Here is a 21,409-nt window from a genome sequence, read left to right as displayed (position 1 = left end):
ATGAATCACTTCATAAACCTGACTTACTTTAGTGTGAGACTCTTGATACTTTCGCTATCTGATCCGAGGATCAGCTCGCTTTCATCAAGCGCCCACACTTATCGGCTGTTAATTTTTAAAGAGCATTCTGCGAGGAACTTCGTGTTTCTCAGCAGCGCTGCGTTTTCAGCAGCAGAGAAGCGAGATTATGAACCGTGTTTCGCAGCTCGTCAACAACTTTTTAACACCATCGTTGCGACTGCGGGGCTCAACTTCCAGGCCAGCTGCGCGCTACAGACTGCTGCGCATCGCCAACCCTGCCTCCCTTCTCCCGCGCCGTGTTTCCGTTAGCGCGAAAGAGGCGTGATTCTAAGCACCCGCCCCCATCCACGCAAGCCCTTTGTGAAAATATTTTGAAAAGCCCCCGTGCGCTGACGCGCACGGGGGCTCGGGTACGACCGGATGGGCAATCACGCCAACAGCCGATACCGACCAGTCGCTGCCCAGCTACCCGGGCAGCCCAATCAGCGGTGCTTGAATACCGGCTTCCGTTTTTCGACGAATGCCGCCATCCCCTCCTTCTGGTCTTCGGTCGCGAACAGCGAATGGAATAGCCGACGCTCGAAGTGGACGCCTTCGGCCAGCGTCGTCTCGTACGCGCGGTTCACCGACTCCTTGACCATCATGACCGCCGGCAGCGAAAACTCGGCGATCGTCGCCGCGGCGGCAAGCGCCTCGTCGAGCAGCGTGTCGGCCGGCAGCACGCGCGACACGAGCCCCGCGCGCTCCGCTTCGGCAGCATCCATGAAGCGAGCCGTCAGGCACATATCCATCGCCTTCGCCTTCGACACCGCGCGCGGCAAGCGCTGCGTGCCGCCCGCCCCCGGCATGACGCCCAGCTTGATTTCCGGCTGCCCGAACTTGGCTGTGTCCGCCGCGAAGATGATGTCGCACATCATGGCCAGCTCGCAGCCACCGCCCAACGCAAAGCCCGAAACCGCGGCAATGATCGGCTTGCGGATCTCGCGGACCGTCTCCCAGTTGCGCGTGATGTAGTCGCCCCGATAGACATCCATATAGGAGTAGGTCGCCATCATGCCGATGTCCGCGCCGGCCGCGAATGCCTTCTCGCTCCCGGTCACGACGATCGCACCAATGCCATCGTCCGCATCGAACGCTTTCAGCGCGGCGCCCAGTTCATCCATCAGCGCATCGTTCAGCGCATTCAGCGCCTTCGGACGGTTCAGCGTAACCAGCCCGACACGCCCCCGGGTCTCCACCAGGATGTTCTCGTAAGCCATCTATTTCTCCTCGATCAATGAAATGAGAAACGCCTCGCACATGCGAATAGTTTGATGCTACCATTCTCCGACCAACCGGTCGGTTAATTAATCGATCCAACCCCTCTCAACGTCAATCAGGCTGCCGCCATGACCCATGCACTGTTCACGAAGCACGAAGACACGCTGAAACACGCACTCGCCGCCATCGAGAGCCGCGGGTACTGGAGCCCGTTCGCCGAAATGCCGAGCCCCAAAGTGTACGGGGAAAGCGCGAACGCAGATGGCGAAGCCACATTCAAGTCGCACCTCGACAAGACGTTCGCGCTCGACCAGCCGGCGTCCGGAGAAACGGTCGGCGCAGAGCGGTCGCCGTACGGTATTGCACTGGGCATCCGCTATCCGAAGTCGACGCCCGACGAACTGATCGCTGCCGCTGCCGCAGCACAACGCTCGTGGCGCGAAGCCGGCCCGAGCGCCTGGATCGGCGTCAGCCTCGAAATCCTCGCGCGCCTGAATCGCGCTAGCTTCGAAATCGCCTACAGCGTGATGCACACCACGGGGCAGGCGTTCATGATGGCGTTCCAGGCCGGCGGCCCGCACGCCCAAGATCGTGCGCTCGAGGCAGTCGCCTATGCATGGGACGAACTGCGCCGCATCCCGGCCGACGCGCACTGGGAAAAGCCGCAAGGCAAGAACCCGCCGCTCGCGATGCACAAGCGCTACACGATCGTCCCGCGCGGCACCGGGCTCGTGCTCGGCTGCTGCACCTTCCCGACCTGGAACGGCTATCCCGGCCTGTTCGCCGATCTCGCAACCGGCAACACCGTGATCGTCAAGCCGCATCCGGGCGCGATCCTGCCGCTCGCCATCACCGTCCGGATCGCTCGCGACGTGCTGCGCGAAGCCGGTTTCGATCCGAACGTCGTCACGCTCCTCGCGACCGAACCCAACGACGGCGCACTCGTCCAGGATCTCGCGCTGCGCCCCGAGATCAAGCTGATCGACTTCACCGGCAGCACGCAAAACGGCACGTGGCTCGAACGCCATGCCCACCAGGCACAGGTCTATACAGAGAAGGCTGGCGTCAACCAGATCGTGATCGACTCGACCGACGACCTGAAGGCCACCGCCAAGAACATCGCGTTTTCGCTGGCGCTGTACTCCGGCCAGATGTGCACGGCACCGCAGAACATCTACGTGCCGCGCGACGGCATCCGGACGGCGGACGGCCATGCGAGCTTCGACGAGGTCGCACAGGCCATCGCCATTGCCGTGCAAAAACTCACCGGCGACCCGGCACGCTCGGTCGAACTGATCGGCGCAATCCAGAACGACGGCGTGACCGCACGCATCGACGATGCCCGCCAGCTCGGCCGCGTGCTCGCCGACAGCCTGACCCTCCAGCACCCTGCGTTCCCTGATGCCCGAGTGCGCACGCCGCTCGTGCTGCAACTCGACGTGGCCGATCGCGAGAAATTCACGCAGGAATGGTTCGGCCCGATCTCGTTCGTGATCGCGACCGACTCGACCGCGCAGTCGCTCGACCTCGCCGGGGAAATCGCGGCGGAACATGGCGCGCTGACCCTCTCCGTCTACAGCACCGACGACGCGATCGTCGACGCCGCCCACGATGCGGCGGTGCGCGGTGGCGTCGCGCTGTCGATCAACCTGACGGGCGGTGTGTTCGTGAACCAGTCGGCAGCGTTCTCGGATTTCCACGGCACGGGCGCGAATCCGGCAGCCAACGCGGCGTTGGCCGACCCGGCGTTCGTCGCCAACCGGTTCCGCGTGGTGCAAAGCCGTGTCCATGTTGCGCCGAAAGCAGCACCCGTGGAAGCCGGCCAACCGGCATAACCCGAATGGCCGACGTGCAAACGCCGCCACGTTCCCTACCATGAACGAAGTCGCCACCCGGCGATTTCGTTGCTCATCGATACGCCCATGACAGACGCCTATATCTGCGACGCGATTCGCACTCCCATCGGCCGCTACGGCGGCGCCCTGAAAGATGTCCGTGCCGACGACCTCGGTGCGGTGCCGCTCAAGGCGCTCGTCGAGCGCAACCGTGACGTCGACTGGACGGCGATCGACGACGTGATCTACGGCTGCGCGAACCAGGCCGGCGAGGACAACCGCAACGTCGCGCGCATGTCGGCGCTGCTCGCGGGCCTGCCGACCGACGTGCCCGGCACGACGCTGAACCGGCTGTGCGGCTCCGGAATGGACGCGGTCGGCACAGCCGCGCGCGCGATCAAGGCGGGCGAGGCGCGCCTGATGATCGCAGGCGGCGTCGAGAGCATGACGCGTGCGCCGTTCGTGATGGGCAAGGCCACGAGCGCGTTCGCACGCCAGGCCGACATTTTCGACACGACGATCGGCTGGCGCTTCATCAATCCGCTGATGAAACAGCTGTATGGCGTCGATTCAATGCCCGAGACGGCCGAAAACGTCGCGGTCGACTACAACGTCAGCCGCGCCGACCAGGATCTGTTCGCGCTGCGCAGCCAGCAAAAAGCCGCGCGTGCGCAGCAGGACGGTACGCTCGCCGACGAAATCGTTGCTGTCACGATTCCGCAGAAGAAAGGCGATCCGGTGGTCGTCTCACGCGACGAGCATCCGCGCGAGACATCGCTCGAAGCGCTCGCGAAGCTGAAGGGCGTCGTGCGCCCGGACGGCTCGGTGACGGCCGGCAACGCATCGGGCGTCAACGACGGTGCGTGCGCGCTACTGCTCGCCAATGCGCAGGCAGCCGACCAGTACGGCCTGCGCCGCCGCGCACGCGTCATCGGCATGGCGACAGCCGGCGTCGCGCCGCGCGTGATGGGCATCGGACCCGCGCCGGCCACGCAAAAATTGCTGGGCCAGCTCGGCATGACCCTCGACCAGTTCGACGTAATCGAGCTGAACGAGGCGTTCGCGTCCCAAGGTCTCGCGGTGCTGCGCATGCTCGGCGTCGCCGACGACGATCCACGCGTGAACCCGAACGGCGGTGCGATCGCACTGGGACATCCGCTCGGCGCATCGGGCGCCCGGCTCGTGACCACGGCGCTCCACCAACTCGAGCGTACGGGCGGCCGTTTCGCGCTCTGTACGATGTGCATCGGCGTCGGCCAGGGCATCGCACTCGCGATCGAACGCGTGTAACCGACGCACCGCGCGCCTATAACGAAGTCATGAAGGAGACACTGCATGTCCTATCAGGCGATTCAGCTGGAAATCGATCAGGCCTCGAACGTAGCCACGATTACCCTCAACCGCCCCGACAAGCTGAACAGCTTTACGCGGGCGATGCATCGCGAGCTGCAGTCGGCACTCGATGATGTCGAGGCGGCCGGCGCGCGCGCGCTGATCCTGACAGGTGCGGGGCGCGGCTTCTGCGCGGGCCAGGACCTGGCCGATCTCGACTTCACGCCGGGCGCGTCCACCGATCTCGGCACGCTGATCGACGAGCACTTCAATCCACTGATCCGCCGCCTGCAGCGTCTGCCGATTCCGGTGATCGCCGCCGTCAACGGCACGGCGGCCGGCGCCGGCGCGAATCTCGCGCTCGCCTGCGATCTCGTATTCGCCGCCCGTTCGAGCAGTTTCATCCAGGCCTTCGTCAAGATCGGTCTCGTACCCGATTCGGGTGGTACGTGGTTCCTGCCGCAACGCGTCGGCATGGCACGCGCGCTGGGGCTCGCGCTGACCGGCGACAAGCTCGGGGCCGAACAGGCCGAGCAATGGGGCTTGATCTGGCGTGCCGTCGACGACGACACGCTCGCTGCATCAGCCCGCCAGCTTGCCACCCAGCTCGCACAGCAGCCGACGCTCGCGATCGCATCGATCAAGCAGTCGATGCGTGCCAGCGTCACGAACACGCTCGACCAGCAACTCGACATGGAACGCGACCTGCAGCGCACGCTCGGCCAGTCGCACGACTACGCAGAAGGCGTGAAGGCATTCATCGAGAAGCGCGCGCCGCGCTTCGAGGGGCGTTGACATGACAAACGCCACTGCCACGCTCGACCCCGATGCACTCGCCCGCGCCACCGCGCGAGCCATGTACGACGCCGACGCATGCAGCCGCGCGTTCGGGATGGAAATCGCCGAAGTCCGCGCCGGCTACGCGCGCCTGCAGATGCGCGTGCGGCCCGAATTCCTGAACGGGCATCAGACCTGCCATGGCGGAATCATCTTCACGCTGGCCGATTCGACGTTCGCGTTCGCGTGCAACTCATACAACGTGAATACCGTCGCGGCCGGCTGCTCGATCGAATTCCTGCGCCCCGTGCACGGCGATGACGTACTGACGGCCGAGGCGATCGAGCAGGCGCGCGCCGGCCGCCAAGGCATCTACGACATCCGCGTCACGAACCAGACCGGCGAAACCGTCGCGATGTTTCGCGGCAAATCCGCGCAGATCAAGGGCACGGTCATCCCGGAAGACCGCTGACGTCGACGGCTCGCACATAACAAACACTGGAGACATGCATGACTACCCCGCTACCGCTCGAGCCGATCGAGACCGCCTCACGCGACGAGCTGACCGCGCTGCAGCTCGAGCGCCTCAAGTGGTCGCTCCGGCATGCGTATGACCACTCCCCCGTCTATCGTCGCAAGTTCGACGACGCGGGCGTCCATCCGGACGACCTGAAGACGCTCGCCGACCTGTCGCGCTTCCCGTTCACGACGAAGAGCGACCTGCGCGACAGTTACCCGTTCGGGATGTTCGCGGTGCCGCAGGACCAGATCTCGCGCATTCATGCGTCGTCAGGCACGACCGGCAAGCCGACGGTCGTCGGCTATACGGCCGGTGACATCGACACATGGGCGAATCTCGTCGCGCGCTCGATCCGCGCCGCCGGTGCGCGCCGCGGCGACAAGGTGCACGTCAGCTATGGCTACGGCCTGTTCACGGGCGGGCTCGGCGCGCACTACGGCGCCGAACGCGCGGGGCTGACCGTGATTCCGTTCGGTGGCGGCCAGACCGAGAAGCAGGTGCAGCTGATTCAGGATTTCCGGCCCGACATCATCATGGTGACGCCGAGCTACATGCTGTCGATCGCCGACGAAATCGAGCGGCAGGGTCTCGATCCCGTGCAGAGTTCGCTGCGCATCGGCATCTTCGGCGCGGAACCCTGGACCAACGACATGCGCGTCGCGATCGAGCAGCGGATGGGCATCGATGCGGTCGACATTTACGGGCTGTCCGAAGTAATGGGCCCCGGCGTCGCGTCCGAATGCGTCGAGACCAAGGACGGTCCGACCATCTGGGAAGACCACTTCTACCCGGAAATCATCGATCCCGAAACCGGCGAAGTGCTTCCGGACGGCGAACTCGGCGAGCTCGTATTCACGTCGCTGACGAAGGAGGCGCTGCCGATCGTCCGCTACCGGACCCGCGACCTCACGCGGCTGTTGCCCGGTACTGCCCGAACGATGCGCCGGATGGAGAAGATCACCGGGCGCTCGGACGACATGATGATCGTGCGCGGCGTCAACGTGTTCCCGACGCAAATCGAGGAGCAGTTGCTCAAGCAGCGCGCGCTCGCCCCGCACTATCAGATCGTGCTGACGAAGGAAGGTCCGCTCGACGTGATGACGCTCAACGTCGAACCTTGCCCCGAGACCGCGCCCGATACGGCGGCGATCCATGCGGCAAAACAGGCGCTCGCCTACGACATCAAGTCGCTGATCGGCGTGACGGCCGTGATCAACGTGCTGCCCGTGAACGGGATCGAGCGGTCGGTCGGCAAGGCGCGACGCGTCGTCGACAAGCGCAAGGGCTGACGAAAATCGCTGCGCGTCAATTACGCGCGACGAATCCGTGGCTGCAAATGAAACAGCCCGATCGGCCAATGCCGATCGGGCTGTTTCATGTCGGGACGCCTTTAGGCACCCGCCGACGCGACAAGCGCATCACGAAAGCTGACACCGCACGTGCGCCCTCACGATCAGAGCGACGTGCCCCACGCACATCGCCGCTTCCACGAATGCCGCAGCCCCGAGAAAACCCCGAGCACCCGCGCCGCGTCACATCACGAATTCGGGAACAGCAGCCACATCCGGCCGACCTGCTTCATCCGCCCGGCCTGATCGCCTGCGTCGTCGCCGAGCCCCCAGAAATAGTCGGCCCGCACGCCCCCCTTGATCGCTGAGCCCGTATCCTGCGCGAACACGAGCCGGTTCATCGGCGTATTCGTCAGCGGGCGCGTGGTCTGCAGGAACACCGGCGTGCCGAGCGGGATCGACGACGGATCGACGGCGATCGAGCGCTCCGGCGTCAGCGGTACGCCCAGTGCACCGATCGGGCCATCCGCACCACCGTGCGGGGCATCTTCCTTGGTCGGCATGTCGCGGAAGAACACGAACCGCGGGTTCGTGTCGAGCAACGCGTCGACGCGGGTCGGGTTCGCCTTCGCCCACGCCTTGATGCCCTGCATCGTCGCCTGGGCGGGCGTCAGCTCGCCACGATCGAGCAGCCACTTGCCGATCGAGCGGTACGGCTGGTTGTTGGTGCCGCCGAAGCCGACCCGCATCACCGAACCGTCGTCGAGCAGCACGCGCCCCGAGCCCTGCACCTGCAGGAAGAACGCTTCGATCGGGTCGTCGACCCACACGAGTTCGTTGCCGTTCAGGATGCCGGCGCGTTCGAGCTGCGCGCGTGCCGGCAGCGCCGCGCCCGCGCGATAACCGGCCGGCCAGCGGTAGAGCGCGTACTGATACGGACCGCGACGCACGCGCGAACCGTGCAGCAGCGGCTCGTAATAGCCGGTCACGAGCCCGTCGAGCGTACCGTCGGTGTTCGCAAGCTGGAACGGCGTGAAATACGTTTCGAAGAACGTGCGTGCACTGCTGACGTCGAGCTCGTCGAGCCGGTCGGCGGCCGCGCAGGCGCGTGCCCAGGCCGGCTGGCGCGCGAGCCGCACGCAGTTCTGCCGCAACGCGGCGGTTGCGCCGAGCAGCGAATCGTCCTGCCAGCCTGGCACCTGCTGCCACGCGACCGGCGTGAGCCGCTTCGCGGCTACCTGACCCGGCACGATCGCCGCGCCGGTCGGCGGCTTCAGCGATGAAGTGCGCGTCGGCGCGCCACCGCACGCCGCAAGGAGCGCCGCTGCCGCAGCAGCCGCAACCCACCCGGCCACCCGGGGCCCAAACCACATACAATGTCCGTTCTTGATGGAAACCGCCATGTCAGATTTTCTCGACCAATATCCGATGCTCATCTTCGCGCTCGAAGCCTTCGTAGCGCTCGCCCTGCTGATCTTCATCGTCGTGTGGACGTCGTCGGGCAGAAAAAAGCACACCCGCAAGCCGCGCTAACACCCTGACGCGCTCCGCACGCTCAATGCAGCGTGCGCGGCATGTGCAGAGCGAACTCGTCGACCGGCGCCTCGAAACGCTCGCCGTCCTCCGCCACGCAGAAGTACGCGCCACGCATCGTGCCGACAGGCGTCGCGATCACGGCCCAGCTCGTGTACTCGAAGTGTTCGCCCGGCTGCAGCAGCGGCTGGTGCCCGACGACGCCGAGCCCCTTCACTTCCTGCACGTGGTTCTCGCTGTCCGTGATGATCCAGTGACGCGCGATCAGTTGCGCCGCGACCTGTCCCGTGTTGCGGATCGTCAGCGTGTACGCGAATGCGTATTGACGGCGATCGGGGTCGGATTGTTCCGGCAAGTAGCTGGTTTTCACCGAAACGGTGAACTGATACTGACTCATGGTGTTTCCGCTGGAAAATGACTGCCCGTGCCGGCATGGGCAACGGGGCCGCGGGCGCGCCGCATTGGTTCGGCATTCTATGCGCAATCCGGCCTCGGCCGCACGACCTGCCGCCGCGCACCGGGTCGCCGGACGGTAGAATGGCGGTTTTGCGCCGCAACGTCCCCGCTCCCCTGCCATGACCCAATTCCGCATCGCTCCCAGCATCCTGTCGGCCGATTTCGCACGGCTCGGCGAAGAAGTCCGCAACGTGGTCGCCGCCGGCGCCGACTGGATCCACTTCGACGTGATGGACAACCATTACGTGCCGAACCTGACCATCGGCCCGCTCGTGTGCGAAGCGATCCGCCCGCACGTACAGGTGCCGATCGACGTGCACCTGATGGTACGCCCGGTCGACCGGATCGTGCCCGATTTTGCGAAGGCCGGTGCAAACCTGATCAGCTTCCACCCGGAAGGATCCGATCACATCGACCGCACGCTGTCGCTGATCCGCGACCACGGTTGCAAGGCCGGCCTCGTGTTCAACCCGGCCACGCCGCTGAACTACCTCGACCACGTGATGGATCGCCTCGACTTCGTGCTGCTGATGTCGGTCAACCCGGGCTTCGGCGGCCAGTCGTTCATTCCGGAAACGCTGAACAAGCTGCGCGAAGCACGCGCACGCATCGACGCGTACACCGAGCGCACCGGCCGCGAGATCCTGCTCGAGGTCGACGGCGGCGTGAAGACCGACAACATCGCGGAAATCGCGGCGGCCGGCGCCGACACCTTCGTCGCGGGTTCGGCGATCTTCGGCAAGCCGGACTACCGCAAGGTGATCGACGAGATGCGCGCCGCGCTCGCTACCGTCGAGCGGAGCTGACGCCGTGGCCGACTCGTCGCTCGCCGGCCAAGCGCCGGCCGGGGCCGCACCGGAAGGCGCCCCGATCCGCTTCGCCACGCCGCGCATCGACGCAGCGCTGATCGATCTCGACGGCACCATGGTCGATACGGCCGACGATTTCACGGCCGGCCTGAACGGGATGCTCGCGCAGCTCGGCGCGCCGGCCACGTCACGCGACGAGGTGATCGGCTATGTCGGCAAGGGCTCCGAACACCTGATCCAGAGCGTGCTGAAGCCGCGCTTCGCGGCCGACGAGGCGCACGCCCGCTTCGACGACGCGCTAGCGATCTACCAGACCGAGTACGCGAAGATCAACGGCCGCCACACGCGCCTCTACCCGGACGTGGCCGCCGGTCTCGACGCGCTGCGCGCAGCCGGCATCCGGCTCGCGTGCGTGACGAACAAGCCGCATCGCTTCGCGGTCGAGCTGCTCGAGCAGTACGGGCTGGCCGATTGCTTCGGCATCGTGCTCGGCGGCGACAGCGTCGCGCGCAAGAAGCCGGATCCGCTGCCGATGCTGACGGCCTGCAACGCGCTCGGCGTCGCACCGGATGCGGCAGTCGCGATCGGCGACTCGGAAAACGATGCGCTGGCAGGCCGCGCGGCCGGGATGGCGACGCTGACGGTGCCGTACGGCTACAACCATGGCAAAGCTATACAAACGATAAATTCGGATGGTATAGTCGATTCGTTGCTGGTCGCAGCTCGCGCGATCTCCGCGCACAACGCCGGCCGGCCAACCCTCTGATTATTTCTTCCATCTGCATGTTTCTGAATAAAAAACGGAGTCTGAGCAGCATCGACCGGGGAGCCTGGCCCTGGCGTCGCTGGTCGCGCTAACCTCTTCGATGAGGTACGCTGAAGCACGTCTTCAGCGCCGTTTTTTATCTCGCTGCGCATCCGCGCGCCGATCGTCGCACCACCTCGAGTTCTACCGCGTCCGAACGCTTGCGTTCAGGTGCGGCCGCAGGCTCGCGACGTTCACGCCCGGAGTGCCGGCCGGCAACAGGCACTTCTCGAACGACCGCCCTTTCGCCGACGGCAACCCGCGCAGCGTCAAGTGATCCCTGGCGCACGCGCCGCTCGTCCCGAACAGGACCGGAACATGACCGAACTCGAATTTCAATCGCTCGCGAACGAAGGCTACAACCGCATCCCGCTGATCGCGGAAGCCCTCGCCGATCTCGAAACGCCGCTGTCCCTCTACCTGAAGCTGGCCCAGCCCGAACGCTCGGGCGCCAACTCGTTCCTGCTCGAATCGGTGGTCGGCGGCGAACGCTTCGGCCGCTATTCGTTCATCGGCCTGCCCGCCCGTACGCTCGTGCGGACCCGCAACGGCGTGTCGGAAGTCGTGCGCGACGGCCAGGTCGTCGAGACGCACGACGGCGACCCGTTCCAGTTCATCGAATCGTTCCAGGCGCGCTTCAAGGTGGCGCAGCGCCCGGGCCTGCCGCGCTTCTGCGGCGGTCTCGCCGGCTACTTCGGCTATGACGCGGTGCGCTACATCGAGAAGAAGCTCGCGAACACTGCGCCGCGCGACGATCTCGGCCTGCCCGACATCCAGTTGCTGCTGACCGAGGAAGTCGCGGTCATCGACAACCTCGCCGGCAAGCTGTACCTGATCATCTACGCGGACCCGAGCCAGGCCGAAGCCTATACGAAGGCGAAACAGCGCCTGCGCGAACTGAAGCAGCGCCTGCGCACGACCGTGCAGCCGCCGGTCACGTCGGCGAGCGTGCGCACCGAGACGTTCCGCGAATTCAAGAAGGACGACTACCTGGCCGCCGTACGCCAGGCGAAGGAATACATCGCGGCCGGCGAGCTGATGCAGATCCAGGTCGGCCAGCGTCTGACGAAACCGTACCGCGACAATCCGCTGTCGCTGTATCGCGCGCTGCGTTCGCTGAACCCGTCGCCGTACATGTACTACTACAACTTCGGCGATTTCCACGTGGTCGGCGCATCGCCGGAAATCCTCGTGCGCCAGGAAAAGCGCGGTGAAGACCAGATCGTCACGATCCGCCCGCTCGCCGGCACGCGCCCGCGCGGCAACACGCCGGAGCGCGATGCGGAACTCGCGACCGAGCTGCTCAACGATCCGAAGGAGATCGCCGAGCACGTGATGCTGATCGACCTCGCGCGCAACGACGTCGGCCGCATCGCGGAAATCGGCTCGGTGCACGTGACCGACCAGATGGTCATCGAGAAATACTCGCACGTGCAGCACATCGTCAGCTCGGTCGAAGGCAAGCTGAAGCCCGGCATGACGAACTACGACGTGCTGCGCGCGACGTTCCCGGCCGGCACACTGTCCGGCGCGCCGAAGGTCCGCGCGATGGAACTGATCGACGAACTCGAGCCGGTCAAGCGCGGGCTGTACGGCGGCGCCGTCGGCTACCTGTCGTTCTCGGGCGAGATGGATCTCGCGATCGCGATCCGCACGGGCCTGATCCACAACGGCAACCTGTACGTGCAAGCGGCGGCCGGCGTCGTCGCGGATTCGGTGCCCGAATCCGAATGGCAAGAGACCGAAAACAAGGCGCGCGCTGTGCTGCGTGCGGCCGAACAGGTCCAGGACGGCCTCGATAGCGACTTCTGACCGGAGACTGACCATGCTGCTCATGATCGACAATTACGACTCGTTTACCTACAACCTGGTCCAGTACTTCGGCGAACTCGGCGAGGACGTGCGCACCTACCGCAACGACGAAATCACGCTCGACGAAATCGCGAGCCTGAATCCCGATGCGATCTGCCTGTCGCCCGGCCCGAGCAACCCGCAGCACGCGGGCATCACGCTCGACGTGCTGAAGGAATTCGCGGGCAGGAAGCCGATCCTCGGCGTCTGCCTCGGCCATCAGGCGATCGGCGAGGCCTTCGGCGGCCGCGTCGTGCGCGCGAAGACCATCATGCACGGCAAGGTGAGCAAGATCGAAACCGACTGCCGCGGCGTATTCGCCGACCTGCCGAAGCACTTCGACGTCACGCGCTATCACTCGCTCGCGATCGAGCGCGAATCGCTGCCCGACTGCCTCGAGGTGTCCGCGTGGACCGACGACGGCGAAATCATGGGCGTGCGCCACAAGACGCTGCCGATCGAAGGCGTGCAGTTCCACCCGGAATCGATCCTGTCCGAGCACGGCCATGCGCTGCTCGAGAATTTCCTGAAGCAGGCGCGCGCCGCGGCCGCGCAAGCCGCCTGACGGGAGCCTCACGATGACGATTACCCCGCAGGAAGCGCTGCAGCGCACGATCGAACACCGCGAAATCTTCCACGACGAGATGCTGCACCTGATGCGGCTCATCATGCGCGGCGACATGTCGCCCGTGATGGCGGCCGCGATCATCACCGGGCTGCGCGTGAAGAAGGAGACGATCGGCGAGATCGCCGCCGCCGCGACCGTGATGCGCGAATTCGCGAACCACGTCGAGGTGCAGGACAACTCGAACTTCGTCGACATCGTCGGCACCGGCGGCGACGGCTCGCACACGTTCAACATCTCGACCGCGTCGATGTTCGTCACGGCCGCGGCCGGCGCGAAAGTCGCGAAGCACGGCAACCGCGGCGTATCGAGCAAGTCCGGCAGCGCCGACGTGCTCGAGGCGCTCGGCGTGAACATCGACCTGCAGTCCGACCAGGTTGCCGCGTCGATCGCCGAAACGGGCATGGGCTTCATGTTCGCGCCGAACCATCACCCGGCGATGAAGAACATCGCGGCCGTGCGCCGCGAACTCGGCGTGCGCACGATCTTCAACATCCTCGGCCCGCTGACCAACCCGGCCGGCGCGCCGAACCAGCTGATGGGCGTGTTCCACCCCGACCTCGTCGGCATCCAGGTGCGCGTGATGCAGCGCCTGGGCGCGCAGCACGTGCTGGTCGTGTACGGCAAGGACGGGATGGACGAGGTATCGCTCGGCGCGGCGACGCTCGTCGGCGAGCTGCGCGACGGCAAGGTGCACGAATACGAGATCCATCCGGAAGACTTCGGCCTGCAGATGGTGTCGAACCGCACGCTGAAGGTGGAAAATGCCGACGAATCGCGCACGATGCTGCTCGGCGCGCTGGACAACCAGCAGGGCGTCGCACGCGAGATCGTCACGCTGAACGCCGGCACCGCGCTCTATGCGGCGAACGTCGCCGAGTCGATCGCGGACGGCATCCAGCTGGCCCGCGAAGCAATCGCGAGCGGCAAGGCCCGCGCGAAAGTCGACGAACTCGTGCGCTTTACGCAGCAGTTCAAGCGCTGACTCCCCTTACGAATCAAGCAGGAATCCACATGAGCGACATTCTCGACCGAATCATCGCCGTCAAGCGCGAAGAAGTCGCGGCGGCCATGCGCAGCGCGCCGCTCGAGGCACTGAAACTGGAAGCCTCCGCGCGCGACCTGCGCGACTTCGTCGGCGCACTGCGCGCGAAGCATGCGGCCGGCCGCGCGGCCGTGATTTCCGAAATCAAGAAGGCCAGCCCGTCGAAGGGCGTGCTGCGCGAGCATTTCGTGCCGGCCGACATCGCCCGTTCGTATGCAGCGCACGGCGCCGCTTGCCTGTCGGTGCTGACCGACGAGCAGTTCTTCCAGGGCAGCGTCCGCTATCTCCAGGAAGCGCGCGCGGCCTGCGAGCTGCCGGTGCTGCGCAAGGACTTCATCGTCGACGCGTACCAGATCATGGAAGCGCGCGCGATGGGCGCCGACGCGATCCTGCTGATCGCCGCCGCGCTCGACACGCCGCTGATGCAGGATCTCGAAGCGTATGCGCACTCGCTCGGTCTCGCAGTGCTGGTCGAAGTACACGACCGCAACGAGATGGAACAGGCGCTGACCCTCAAGACGCCGCTGCTCGGCATCAACAACCGCAACCTGCGCACGTTCGAGACGTCGATCCAGACCACGCTCGACATGCTCGACATGATTCCGGCGGACCGCATCGTCGTGACCGAATCGGGCATCCTGTCGCGCACCGACGTCGACACGATGCGTGCGGCGAACGTGAACACGTTCCTCGTCGGCGAGGCGTTCATGCGCGCCGAGCAGCCGGGCGAGGAACTCGCACGGATGTTCTTCTGATGGCGATCGAAAAGGAAATCAAGCTCGCGCTGCCGGCCGGCCAGGCCGACGCCGCACGACGCTTCTTCGAGACGCTGACCGGCGAACCCGGTCGCGACATCACGCTCGCGAACGTCTATTACGACACGCCCGATCTCGCGCTGGCCCGCTCGAAGAGCGCGGTGCGCGTGCGCCGCACGCCGGACGGCTGGCTGCAGACGTTCAAGACGGTCGGCAGCGCGGAAGGCGGCCTGCATCGCCGCCACGAGTGGGAGCTGCCGGTCGCCGGCGACGCGCTCGAGATCGATGCGCTCGTCGCGGCCTGCGACGTGCCGGAAGCCGCCGCCGCGCTGAATGACGCGGCCGGCACGCTGTCGGCGCTGTTCCGCACGGATTTTTCGCGTACGCTGTGGCGCATCGCAATCGGCGGCGCAACCGTCGAAGCCGCGGTGGACCTCGGCGAGATCGTCGTCCAGGCGGAACACGAAACGCGCCGCGAACCGATCAGCGAAATCGAACTCGAACTGATCGACGGCCCGGAGGCGGCGCTTGCAACGCTCGCCGCCGAATTGCAGCAAGCGCTGCCGGGCCTCGTTCCCGAAAACATCAGCAAGGCGCAGCGCGGCTACCGGCTGCGCGCGCAATAACCCGCATCACGCATGGCAACCCGCAAGACTTCCCGCGCGCCGCAACAGGCGTCGCTGTTCGACGATCCCGTGCCGGAAACGGCACCGGCCGATATTCCGTCCCCGGCGCCCGAAGCGGCCGCGGCCGGACGCAAGCCCGCAAAGAAAGCCGCGGCCCCGGCTGCGGTCCCGGCTGCACCGCAGCCCGTTGCCGCCGACGTTCCGCACCTCGCCGCGCAATTCGACGCGCTGCCGTCCGTCTGGCGCGACGTGCTGAAACCCTTTACCGACAGCGACGCGTACGCGCCGCTGTGCCGCTTCGTCGATGACGAGCGTGCCGCCGGCAAGACGGTCTACCCGACCGACGTATTCCGCGCGCTGCGCCTGACGAGCCCGGACGACGTCAAAGTCGTGATCCTCGGCCAGGATCCGTACCACGGCGACGATCGCGGCACGCCGCAGGCGCACGGGCTCGCGTTCTCGGTGCCACCGGCCGTGCGCACCCCGCCGTCGCTGCGCAACATCTTCAAGGAAATCGCCGCGAACTTCGGCCACGACGCGCCGCGCCACGGCTGTCTCGACACCTGGGCGCGCCAGGGCGTGCTGCTGCTCAACACGGTGCTGACGGTCGAGCGCGGGGCTGCCGCGAGCCATGCGAAGCGCGGCTGGGAGCAGTGCACGGACACGCTGATCCGCGAACTCGCCGGCCGCCATCAGGGGCTCGTCTTCATGCTGTGGGGCGCCCATGCGCAGGCGAAGCGTGCACTGTTCGACGCCAGCGCGCATCGCGTGCTCGAGGCGCCGCATCCGTCGCCGCTGTCCGCGCACCGCGGCTTCCTCGGCTGCCGCCATTTCGCGCTCGCGAACGACTATCTGGTCGAGGCAGGCCGCGAACCGATCGACTGGCGCCTGCCGGAAGCGGCGGAAACGCTCGCCTGACCGCCGCGCCAGCCGGCATGCAAAAACGCCGCGCCCCTTTCGGGACGCGGCGTTTTTTTTATCGGACGATGCGGCGGGCGCGGCGCACCCGCTTCGACCTTACGCGGCGGCGATCGCTTCGCGTGCGCCGGCCAGCGCTGCGCTTTGCGCATCCGCTCCGAGGTTCAGGCCTTCCGCGAAGATGAAGTTCACGTCGGTCATGCCGACGAAGCCGAGGAACGTGCGCAGGTACGGGGTCTGGCTGTCGTTCGGCGTACCAGCGTACTTGCCGCCACGGGCCGTCACCACGTGAACCTTCTTGCCCTTGATCAGGCCTTCCGGACCGTTCTCGGTATAGCGGAACGTGACGCCTGCACGTGCGATCCAGTCGAAGTACGTCTTCAGTTGCGACGAGATGCCGAAGTTGTACATCGGTGCGCCGATCACGATGATGTCGGCAGCTTGCAGTTCGGCGATCAGTGCATCGCTCTTCGCGACGATCGCATTCTGTTCCGCGGTGCGCTTGTCGGCCGGCGTGAAGAACGCGCCGAGCACCGATTCGTCGAGGTGCGGCAGCGCATCGGCCAGCAGGTCGCGAACCACGACGTTCGCGCCGGGGTTCGATTGTTGCAGCTTTGCCGTCAGTTCGTTGGCCAGCAGCGTGGATTGCGCACCTTGCGAACGCGCGGCGGAATTGATTTGCAGAATGGTCGTCATGTCAGGCTCCAGTAGGGTTGCGCTTGGGTAGCGCGAGTGACGCCATTGTGCGTGGCCGCATGACCGCGAAAAAGCGGGTTCAGGGCGACGGATTGTTGCAGCAGCAGAACAATCGTTGATCGCGCCCCGATACCCGATTCAGGCCGCTCACCCCTTCAGCCAGGCCTCCCGGGCCTTCGAGACCGCAGCCGGCTTCGCGGCCGCCGTCAGCCGGTAGCGCGTGACTTCCGGGCCGTCGAGCTTCAGTTTCGCGGTGCGCAGCTCGTCGCGCCGGAAGGCGTGAACCTCGACCTTGTCACCCGGCCGGTAGCGCGCGAGCAACGCATCGAGGTTGGTGCCCGTGACGCGCAGCCCGTCGACCGCGATCAGCGTGTCGCCGGCCGACAGCCCCGCGCGATGTGCGGCGCCGCCTTCGTAGACGGCCGCGAACGTGCAGTCCGCGCCGCCACGCAGGCGCGCGCCGATCGTCGGCTTCGCGGTCGCGCCGTTCGCGACATCGGGCGCGAGCGTCACGCCGAACGGTGCGAGCAGTTCGGCGAGCGGCAGGTCGCGCGTGCCGTGCACGGCATCGGCGAACAGGCGGCCGAGCGCGACGCCCGTCGCCTCTTCGATCAGCGCCTCGACTTCGTTCTCCTCGACGCCCGCCTGCTTGCCGCGGTAGAAATCGCGGCCGTAGCGCTGCCACAGCAGGCGCATCACGTCGTCGAGCGACTTCTTGTTGCGCGTCTGCGCGCGGATTGCGAGATCGAAGGCGAGCGCGACGAGCGAGCCTTTCGTGTAGTAGCTGACGATCGCGTTGGTCGCGTTCTCGTCCTGGCGGTAGTACTTGATCCACGCGTCGAACGAGCTTTCGGCGACGCTCTGCTTCAGGCGCCCCGTGCCGCGCAGCACGCCGCCGACGGTGCGGCCGAGCGCCGCGAAATATTCGTCCTGCGACATCAGCCCGCTGCGCACCAGCATCAGGTCGTCGTAATACGACGTGAAGCCCTCGAACAGCCACAGCAGCGACGTGTAGTTTTCCTTCGACAGGTCGTACGGCACGAACGCCGCGGGCTTGATGCGCTTCACGTTCCACGTATGGAAGTACTCGTGGCTGCAGAGCCCGAGATACGTGCGATAGCCTTCCGTCGTTTCGGGCCGCCCCTTCACCGGCAGGTCGGTGCGGTTGCAGATCAGCGCGGTCGACGCGCGATGCTCGAGGCCGCCGTAACCGTCGCTGACCGCCAGCGTCATGAACACGTAGCGGTCCATCGGCGCTTTCTTCGATTTCGGCTCGAACAGCGCGATCTGCGCTTCGCACACGCGCTTCAGGTCGGTGCGCAGGCGCTCCAGGTCGAGCTGCGTCACGCGCCCCGCGATCACGATGTCGTGCGGCACGCCGTGCGCGTCGAACGTCGCGAGCGCGAATTCGCCGATCGTCACCGGATGGTCGGAGAGCTCGTCGTAGTTCGATGCGCGGTACGCGCCGAACCCGTAGCGCTTGGTGCCGCGCCCCTCGGGCAGCGACGTACCGACGCGCCATGCGCGAAACGCCGCACCGGCCGGCTTCGCGATGTCGACTTCACACGGCGCGCCCTCGTGGCCCGCGACGCTCAGGAACACGGCCGTCGCGTTGAAGAAGCCGCCCGATTCGTCGAGATACGCGGAGCGCACCGACAGGTCCCACGCATACACGTCGTAGCGCAGCGTCAGCGCGCCGTTCACGGGTGCGGCCTGCCACGTGTGCTTGTCGGTCTTCGCGATCCGCACCTTGCGGCCTGCGTCGTTGAAGGCGCCGAGCGTCACGATGTTGCGCGCGAACTCGCGCACGAGGTAGCTGCCCGGAATCCACACCGGCAACGAAAAGCGCTGGCCTTCGGGATCGGGATCGGCGACCGTCACCGACACTTCGAACAGGTGCGCGGCAAGATCTTTCGGGACAATCGAATAGCGGATCGGCTGGGTCATCGTGGCAATCGGTCGAATACGGCGGCGAAAACGAAGAGAGGCGCCGGCAGATCATGCGGGCGCCCCTCGCTGGCCGGGTCATGCGGCCCGGCGTGTGATCGGTTACTTGCTCGAGGCGAGCGCCTGGTTGAGCTGGTCGGCCGACACGGCGCCCGGCAGGCGGCGGCCGTCCGGCAGGAAGATCGTCGGCGTGCCCGTGACGTTCATCCCGCGGCCGAGCGCGAGGTTCTTGTCGAGCGCGGTCGTATCGCAGGTACCGGCGCCGGACGGCGCGCGGTGGTCGAGCATCCAGCCCTCCCACGTTTTCGCGCGGTCGGTCGCACACCAGATCGCCTTCGACTTCGCGGTCGAATCCGGCGACAGAACCGGGTACAGGAACGTGTAGACGGTCACGTTGTCGACCGACTGCAGCGTCGTCTCGAGCTTCTTGCAATACGGGCAGTTCGGATCGGAGAACACCGCGATCTTGCGGGCGCCGTTGCCCTTGACGACCTTGATCGCATTCGCGAACGGCAGGCTTGCGAAATCGATCTTGTTGATTTCGGACAGGCGCGCGTCGGTCAGGTTCTTGTGCGTCTTGGTGTCGACGAGATCGCCGAGCAGCACGTAGTCGCCTGCCGCATCGCTATAGATGATCTGCGAGCCGAGGTTCACTTCGTAAAGGCCCGCGACCGGCGCTTTCGACACGCTCTTGATCGGCGCGTCGCTGCCGAGGCGGGCCTGCAGCGTCGCTTTCAGCTTGTCGGTGGTCTGGTCGGCCTGCGCGGTGCAGCCAAGCGTCGCCATCGTGACGGCCAGCGCCAGCGACGCGATGCGGATCGTTTTTTTCATTGAAATCTTCCTTCAGCTCAATCGGTGTGCACGGCACAGTGTACGCCGTAACGGAACCGTGTCCGACCGGCGAAGCGGCCGAAGGTTCGATCGATCAGCCGAGCGCGGCCGACACGAGCCAGCGCTTTACCAGCGGCTGCGCGCCGACGAAGGCCATGCCCGCATTGCGCACGGCCTTCGCGAGCGAGCCCGGCACCGCGAACAGCCGCTGCAGCCCGTCGGTCGCGACCATCAGCGCGCGGATGTCCTCGCGGCGCGAACGCTCGTAGCGGCGCAGCAGCACCGTATCGCCGAGGTTGCGGAAGCTTTCCTTGCCCGCGATCGCGTCGGCAAGCGCCGCGACGTCGCGCAAGCCGAGGTTCATCCCCTGCCCCGCGAGCGGGTGGATCAGGTGCGCGGCATCGCCGACGAGCGCGACGCGCGGTGCGATCAGCTTGTCGACCGTCTGCAGCGCCAGCGGGAAGCCGGCAGCCGGCGTCACGCAGTCGAGCGTGCCGACCTGGCCGTGCGACACGCGCTCGACCTCGGCCGCGAGCTGCGCCGGATCGAGTGCGAGCAATTCGTCAGCATGCGCGGTGTGCGCGGACCAGACGAGCGATACATGGCCGTCCGGCAGTGGCAGCAGCGCGACGATCTCGCCTTCGTGGAACCACTGGTAAGCGGTCTCGCGGTGCGGCAGCGACGCCTTGAAGTTCGCGACGACGCCGGTTTGCCGGTAGTCGCGCCGCTCGACCTTGGCCCCCATTTGCGAGCGCACCCACGAATGCGCGCCGTCCGCGCCGACGACGAGGTCCGCTTCCAGCACCTGCCCCGACGACAGCGTGAGCACGGCCGCGTCGTCGCGCACGTCGAAACCCTGTGCGCGTGCATCGAACCACGTCAGATTCGGCTGGAACCGCAGCGCGGCGTCGAGCGACGCCTCGACCAGCGACGATTCGGCGATCCATGCGAGTTGCGGCACGGACGCCTGGTACGCGGAGAAATGCAGTTCCGCGTGCGCATCGCCGTACACGCGCATGTCGTAGACCGGTGCGAGCCGGCTGTGATCGAGCGCCTGCCAGACCCGCAGCCGCTCGAGCAAGGCCTGCGAACTGGAGGACAGTGCGTAGACGCGCGTGTCGAATGCGAGATCGGCGGGGCGCGGCGTGGCCGGCTGGGCGAGCAGGGCTGTCTTGTAGCCGGACTGGGTCAGCGCGAGCGCGGCCGTCTTGCCGACGAGCCCGCCGCCGACCACGGCGACGTCGAAGGTGTGGTGGGCAGTCATGGCGGGCATTATAGCCGCGGGGCCAAACCCTTACGCGGCAGGACTTTGCGGGAAATCAGCAGAATCGCAGGCCGATGCGGCAGCGCGGCGGCCCGCCGCAGCGGCCATTCGGCGCGAGCCCGGAATCCGGGGCGTCGGCACGGTACAATAGCGCCTTTGACCGTCGGCCCGCCGCGCCTCAAGCGCCGGCCGCCCTTTTTTCCCGCGCCGCCGT

General features: G+C 66.3%; 21 protein-coding genes. 14 read left to right on the top strand and 7 right to left on the bottom strand.

Annotated features, from left to right (window positions below; translation table 11 throughout):
- Window positions 1-503: 503 nt before the first annotated feature.
- The gene (locus tag CFB50_RS02600) at window positions 504-1,280 is read right to left on the bottom strand and encodes an enoyl-CoA hydratase (RefSeq protein WP_069247041.1); all 777 of its coding nucleotides are present in this window, start codon (window positions 1,278-1,280) and stop codon (window positions 504-506) included.
- A 129-nt stretch (window positions 1,281-1,409) separates the two neighbouring features.
- Between CFB50_RS02600 and paaN the strand changes: the two genes are divergently transcribed.
- From paaN to paaK, 5 genes are all read left to right on the top strand, one after another.
- Window positions 1,410-3,116 (top strand): phenylacetic acid degradation protein PaaN, encoded by a 1,707-nt coding sequence (paaN, locus tag CFB50_RS02595; protein WP_089444884.1) that lies wholly within the window; start codon window positions 1,410-1,412, stop codon window positions 3,114-3,116.
- A gap of 87 nt (window positions 3,117-3,203) precedes the next feature.
- Window positions 3,204-4,406 carry a 3-oxoadipyl-CoA thiolase gene (gene pcaF / locus CFB50_RS02590; protein WP_089444883.1) on the top strand — a complete coding sequence of 401 codons (1,203 nt, stop codon included), beginning with the start codon at window positions 3,204-3,206 and terminating at the stop codon, window positions 4,404-4,406.
- 45 nt (window positions 4,407-4,451) lie between these two features.
- Complete coding sequence (paaG, locus tag CFB50_RS02585; protein ID WP_069247038.1) at window positions 4,452-5,243, top strand: 2-(1,2-epoxy-1,2-dihydrophenyl)acetyl-CoA isomerase PaaG; 792 nt, start codon at window positions 4,452-4,454, stop codon at window positions 5,241-5,243.
- A 1-nt stretch (window position 5,244) separates the two neighbouring features.
- Window positions 5,245-5,697: a hydroxyphenylacetyl-CoA thioesterase PaaI gene (paaI, locus tag CFB50_RS02580; RefSeq protein WP_071335534.1), complete on the top strand. Its 453-nt coding sequence runs from the start codon at window positions 5,245-5,247 to the stop codon at window positions 5,695-5,697.
- Window positions 5,698-5,735: 38 nt separating this feature from the next.
- A complete protein-coding gene (paaK, locus tag CFB50_RS02575; RefSeq protein WP_069247036.1) occupies window positions 5,736-7,034 on the top strand; it encodes a phenylacetate--CoA ligase PaaK in 1,299 nt (432 codons plus the stop codon).
- A 248-nt stretch (window positions 7,035-7,282) separates the two neighbouring features.
- Here paaK and mltA read toward each other — a convergent pair whose 3' ends face one another.
- Window positions 7,283-8,407 carry a murein transglycosylase A gene (gene mltA, locus CFB50_RS02570; RefSeq protein WP_226275398.1) on the bottom strand — a complete coding sequence of 375 codons (1,125 nt, stop codon included), beginning with the start codon at window positions 8,405-8,407 and terminating at the stop codon, window positions 7,283-7,285.
- 28 nt (window positions 8,408-8,435) lie between these two features.
- Between mltA and CFB50_RS39870 the strand changes: the two genes are divergently transcribed.
- Window positions 8,436-8,567, top strand: coding sequence for a hypothetical protein (locus CFB50_RS39870; protein WP_256940834.1), 132 nt, complete (start codon window positions 8,436-8,438; stop codon window positions 8,565-8,567).
- 22 nt (window positions 8,568-8,589) lie between these two features.
- Here the strand turns inward: CFB50_RS39870 and apaG are convergent, their stop codons facing one another.
- Complete coding sequence (gene apaG, locus CFB50_RS02565; RefSeq protein ID WP_011350820.1) at window positions 8,590-8,964, bottom strand: Co2+/Mg2+ efflux protein ApaG; 375 nt, start codon at window positions 8,962-8,964, stop codon at window positions 8,590-8,592.
- A gap of 178 nt (window positions 8,965-9,142) precedes the next feature.
- On the opposite strand from apaG, the gene rpe reads away from it, so the two are divergent.
- The 8 genes from rpe to CFB50_RS02525 all read left to right on the top strand — a co-directional run bounded on the left by rpe (window position 9,143) and on the right by CFB50_RS02525 (window position 16,457).
- Window positions 9,143-9,829, top strand: coding sequence for a ribulose-phosphate 3-epimerase (gene rpe / locus CFB50_RS02560; protein WP_011883156.1), 687 nt, complete (start codon window positions 9,143-9,145; stop codon window positions 9,827-9,829).
- A 4-nt stretch (window positions 9,830-9,833) separates the two neighbouring features.
- Complete coding sequence (locus CFB50_RS02555; protein WP_089444882.1) at window positions 9,834-10,598, top strand: phosphoglycolate phosphatase; 765 nt, start codon at window positions 9,834-9,836, stop codon at window positions 10,596-10,598.
- Window positions 10,599-10,955: 357 nt separating this feature from the next.
- The gene (gene trpE / locus CFB50_RS02550) at window positions 10,956-12,449 is read left to right on the top strand and encodes an anthranilate synthase component I (protein ID WP_039362349.1); all 1,494 of its coding nucleotides are present in this window, start codon (window positions 10,956-10,958) and stop codon (window positions 12,447-12,449) included.
- Between the two features lie 13 nt (window positions 12,450-12,462).
- Complete coding sequence (locus tag CFB50_RS02545) at window positions 12,463-13,053, top strand: aminodeoxychorismate/anthranilate synthase component II (protein WP_089444881.1); 591 nt, start codon at window positions 12,463-12,465, stop codon at window positions 13,051-13,053.
- 13 nt (window positions 13,054-13,066) lie between these two features.
- Window positions 13,067-14,098, top strand: coding sequence for an anthranilate phosphoribosyltransferase (gene trpD, locus CFB50_RS02540; protein WP_089444880.1), 1,032 nt, complete (start codon window positions 13,067-13,069; stop codon window positions 14,096-14,098).
- Between the two features lie 29 nt (window positions 14,099-14,127).
- Entirely contained in the window at window positions 14,128-14,913 is a 786-nt protein-coding gene (trpC, locus tag CFB50_RS02535; RefSeq protein ID WP_069247031.1) for an indole-3-glycerol phosphate synthase TrpC, read from the top strand.
- Window positions 14,913-15,539, top strand: coding sequence for a CYTH domain-containing protein (locus CFB50_RS02530; RefSeq protein WP_069247030.1), 627 nt, complete (start codon window positions 14,913-14,915; stop codon window positions 15,537-15,539). Before trpC ends, CFB50_RS02530 begins: the two co-directional genes overlap by 1 nt.
- Before the next feature lie 12 nt (window positions 15,540-15,551).
- Window positions 15,552-16,457, top strand: a complete 906-nt coding sequence (locus CFB50_RS02525; RefSeq protein WP_089444879.1) for a uracil-DNA glycosylase — start codon at window positions 15,552-15,554, stop codon at window positions 16,455-16,457.
- Between the two features lie 99 nt (window positions 16,458-16,556).
- Here CFB50_RS02525 and CFB50_RS02520 read toward each other — a convergent pair whose 3' ends face one another.
- From CFB50_RS02520 to CFB50_RS02505, 4 genes are all read right to left on the bottom strand, one after another.
- Window positions 16,557-17,153, bottom strand: a complete 597-nt coding sequence (locus CFB50_RS02520; protein WP_039362334.1) for an FMN-dependent NADH-azoreductase — start codon at window positions 17,151-17,153, stop codon at window positions 16,557-16,559.
- Window positions 17,154-17,300: 147 nt separating this feature from the next.
- The gene (locus CFB50_RS02515) at window positions 17,301-19,100 is read right to left on the bottom strand and encodes a M61 family metallopeptidase (RefSeq protein ID WP_089444878.1); all 1,800 of its coding nucleotides are present in this window, start codon (window positions 19,098-19,100) and stop codon (window positions 17,301-17,303) included.
- A 102-nt stretch (window positions 19,101-19,202) separates the two neighbouring features.
- Complete coding sequence (locus tag CFB50_RS02510; protein ID WP_039362328.1) at window positions 19,203-19,931, bottom strand: DsbC family protein; 729 nt, start codon at window positions 19,929-19,931, stop codon at window positions 19,203-19,205.
- Between the two features lie 94 nt (window positions 19,932-20,025).
- Window positions 20,026-21,204, bottom strand: a complete 1,179-nt coding sequence (locus CFB50_RS02505) for a UbiH/UbiF family hydroxylase (RefSeq protein ID WP_089424390.1) — start codon at window positions 21,202-21,204, stop codon at window positions 20,026-20,028.
- Window positions 21,205-21,409: the final 205 nt, after the last annotated feature.

Origin of the sequence: Burkholderia sp. AU33423, from assembly GCF_002223135.1 — a bacterium.
GTDB classification, from domain to species: Bacteria; Pseudomonadota; Gammaproteobacteria; order Burkholderiales; family Burkholderiaceae; genus Burkholderia; species Burkholderia lata_D.
Note: the sequence above shows the minus strand (reverse complement) of the source record. Positions and strands in the feature narration are given on the sequence as shown.

What these genes read in the sequence shown, in the direction of transcription:
- CFB50_RS02600 (WP_069247041.1), bottom strand. Translation starts at nt 1,280, where the DNA reads ATGGCTTACGAGAACATCCTGGTGGAGACCCGGGGGCGTGTCGGGCTG.
- paaN (WP_089444884.1), top strand. Translation starts at nt 1,410, where the DNA reads ATGACCCATGCACTGTTCACGAAGCACGAAGACACGCTGAAACACGCA.
- pcaF (WP_089444883.1), top strand. Translation starts at nt 3,204, where the DNA reads ATGACAGACGCCTATATCTGCGACGCGATTCGCACTCCCATCGGCCGC.
- paaG (WP_069247038.1), top strand. Translation starts at nt 4,452, where the DNA reads ATGTCCTATCAGGCGATTCAGCTGGAAATCGATCAGGCCTCGAACGTA.
- paaI (WP_071335534.1), top strand. Translation starts at nt 5,245, where the DNA reads ATGACAAACGCCACTGCCACGCTCGACCCCGATGCACTCGCCCGCGCC.
- paaK (WP_069247036.1), top strand. Translation starts at nt 5,736, where the DNA reads ATGACTACCCCGCTACCGCTCGAGCCGATCGAGACCGCCTCACGCGAC.
- mltA (WP_226275398.1), bottom strand. Translation starts at nt 8,407, where the DNA reads ATGTGGTTTGGGCCCCGGGTGGCCGGGTGGGTTGCGGCTGCTGCGGCA.
- CFB50_RS39870 (WP_256940834.1), top strand. Translation starts at nt 8,436, where the DNA reads ATGTCAGATTTTCTCGACCAATATCCGATGCTCATCTTCGCGCTCGAA.
- apaG (WP_011350820.1), bottom strand. Translation starts at nt 8,964, where the DNA reads ATGAGTCAGTATCAGTTCACCGTTTCGGTGAAAACCAGCTACTTGCCG.
- rpe (WP_011883156.1), top strand. Translation starts at nt 9,143, where the DNA reads ATGACCCAATTCCGCATCGCTCCCAGCATCCTGTCGGCCGATTTCGCA.
- trpE (WP_039362349.1), top strand. Translation starts at nt 10,956, where the DNA reads ATGACCGAACTCGAATTTCAATCGCTCGCGAACGAAGGCTACAACCGC.
- CFB50_RS02545 (WP_089444881.1), top strand. Translation starts at nt 12,463, where the DNA reads ATGCTGCTCATGATCGACAATTACGACTCGTTTACCTACAACCTGGTC.
- trpD (WP_089444880.1), top strand. Translation starts at nt 13,067, where the DNA reads ATGACGATTACCCCGCAGGAAGCGCTGCAGCGCACGATCGAACACCGC.
- trpC (WP_069247031.1), top strand. Translation starts at nt 14,128, where the DNA reads ATGAGCGACATTCTCGACCGAATCATCGCCGTCAAGCGCGAAGAAGTC.
- CFB50_RS02530 (WP_069247030.1), top strand. Translation starts at nt 14,913, where the DNA reads ATGGCGATCGAAAAGGAAATCAAGCTCGCGCTGCCGGCCGGCCAGGCC.
- CFB50_RS02525 (WP_089444879.1), top strand. Translation starts at nt 15,552, where the DNA reads ATGGCAACCCGCAAGACTTCCCGCGCGCCGCAACAGGCGTCGCTGTTC.
- CFB50_RS02520 (WP_039362334.1), bottom strand. Translation starts at nt 17,153, where the DNA reads ATGACGACCATTCTGCAAATCAATTCCGCCGCGCGTTCGCAAGGTGCG.
- CFB50_RS02515 (WP_089444878.1), bottom strand. Translation starts at nt 19,100, where the DNA reads ATGACCCAGCCGATCCGCTATTCGATTGTCCCGAAAGATCTTGCCGCG.
- CFB50_RS02510 (WP_039362328.1), bottom strand. Translation starts at nt 19,931, where the DNA reads ATGAAAAAAACGATCCGCATCGCGTCGCTGGCGCTGGCCGTCACGATG.
- CFB50_RS02505 (WP_089424390.1), bottom strand. Translation starts at nt 21,204, where the DNA reads ATGCCCGCCATGACTGCCCACCACACCTTCGACGTCGCCGTGGTCGGC.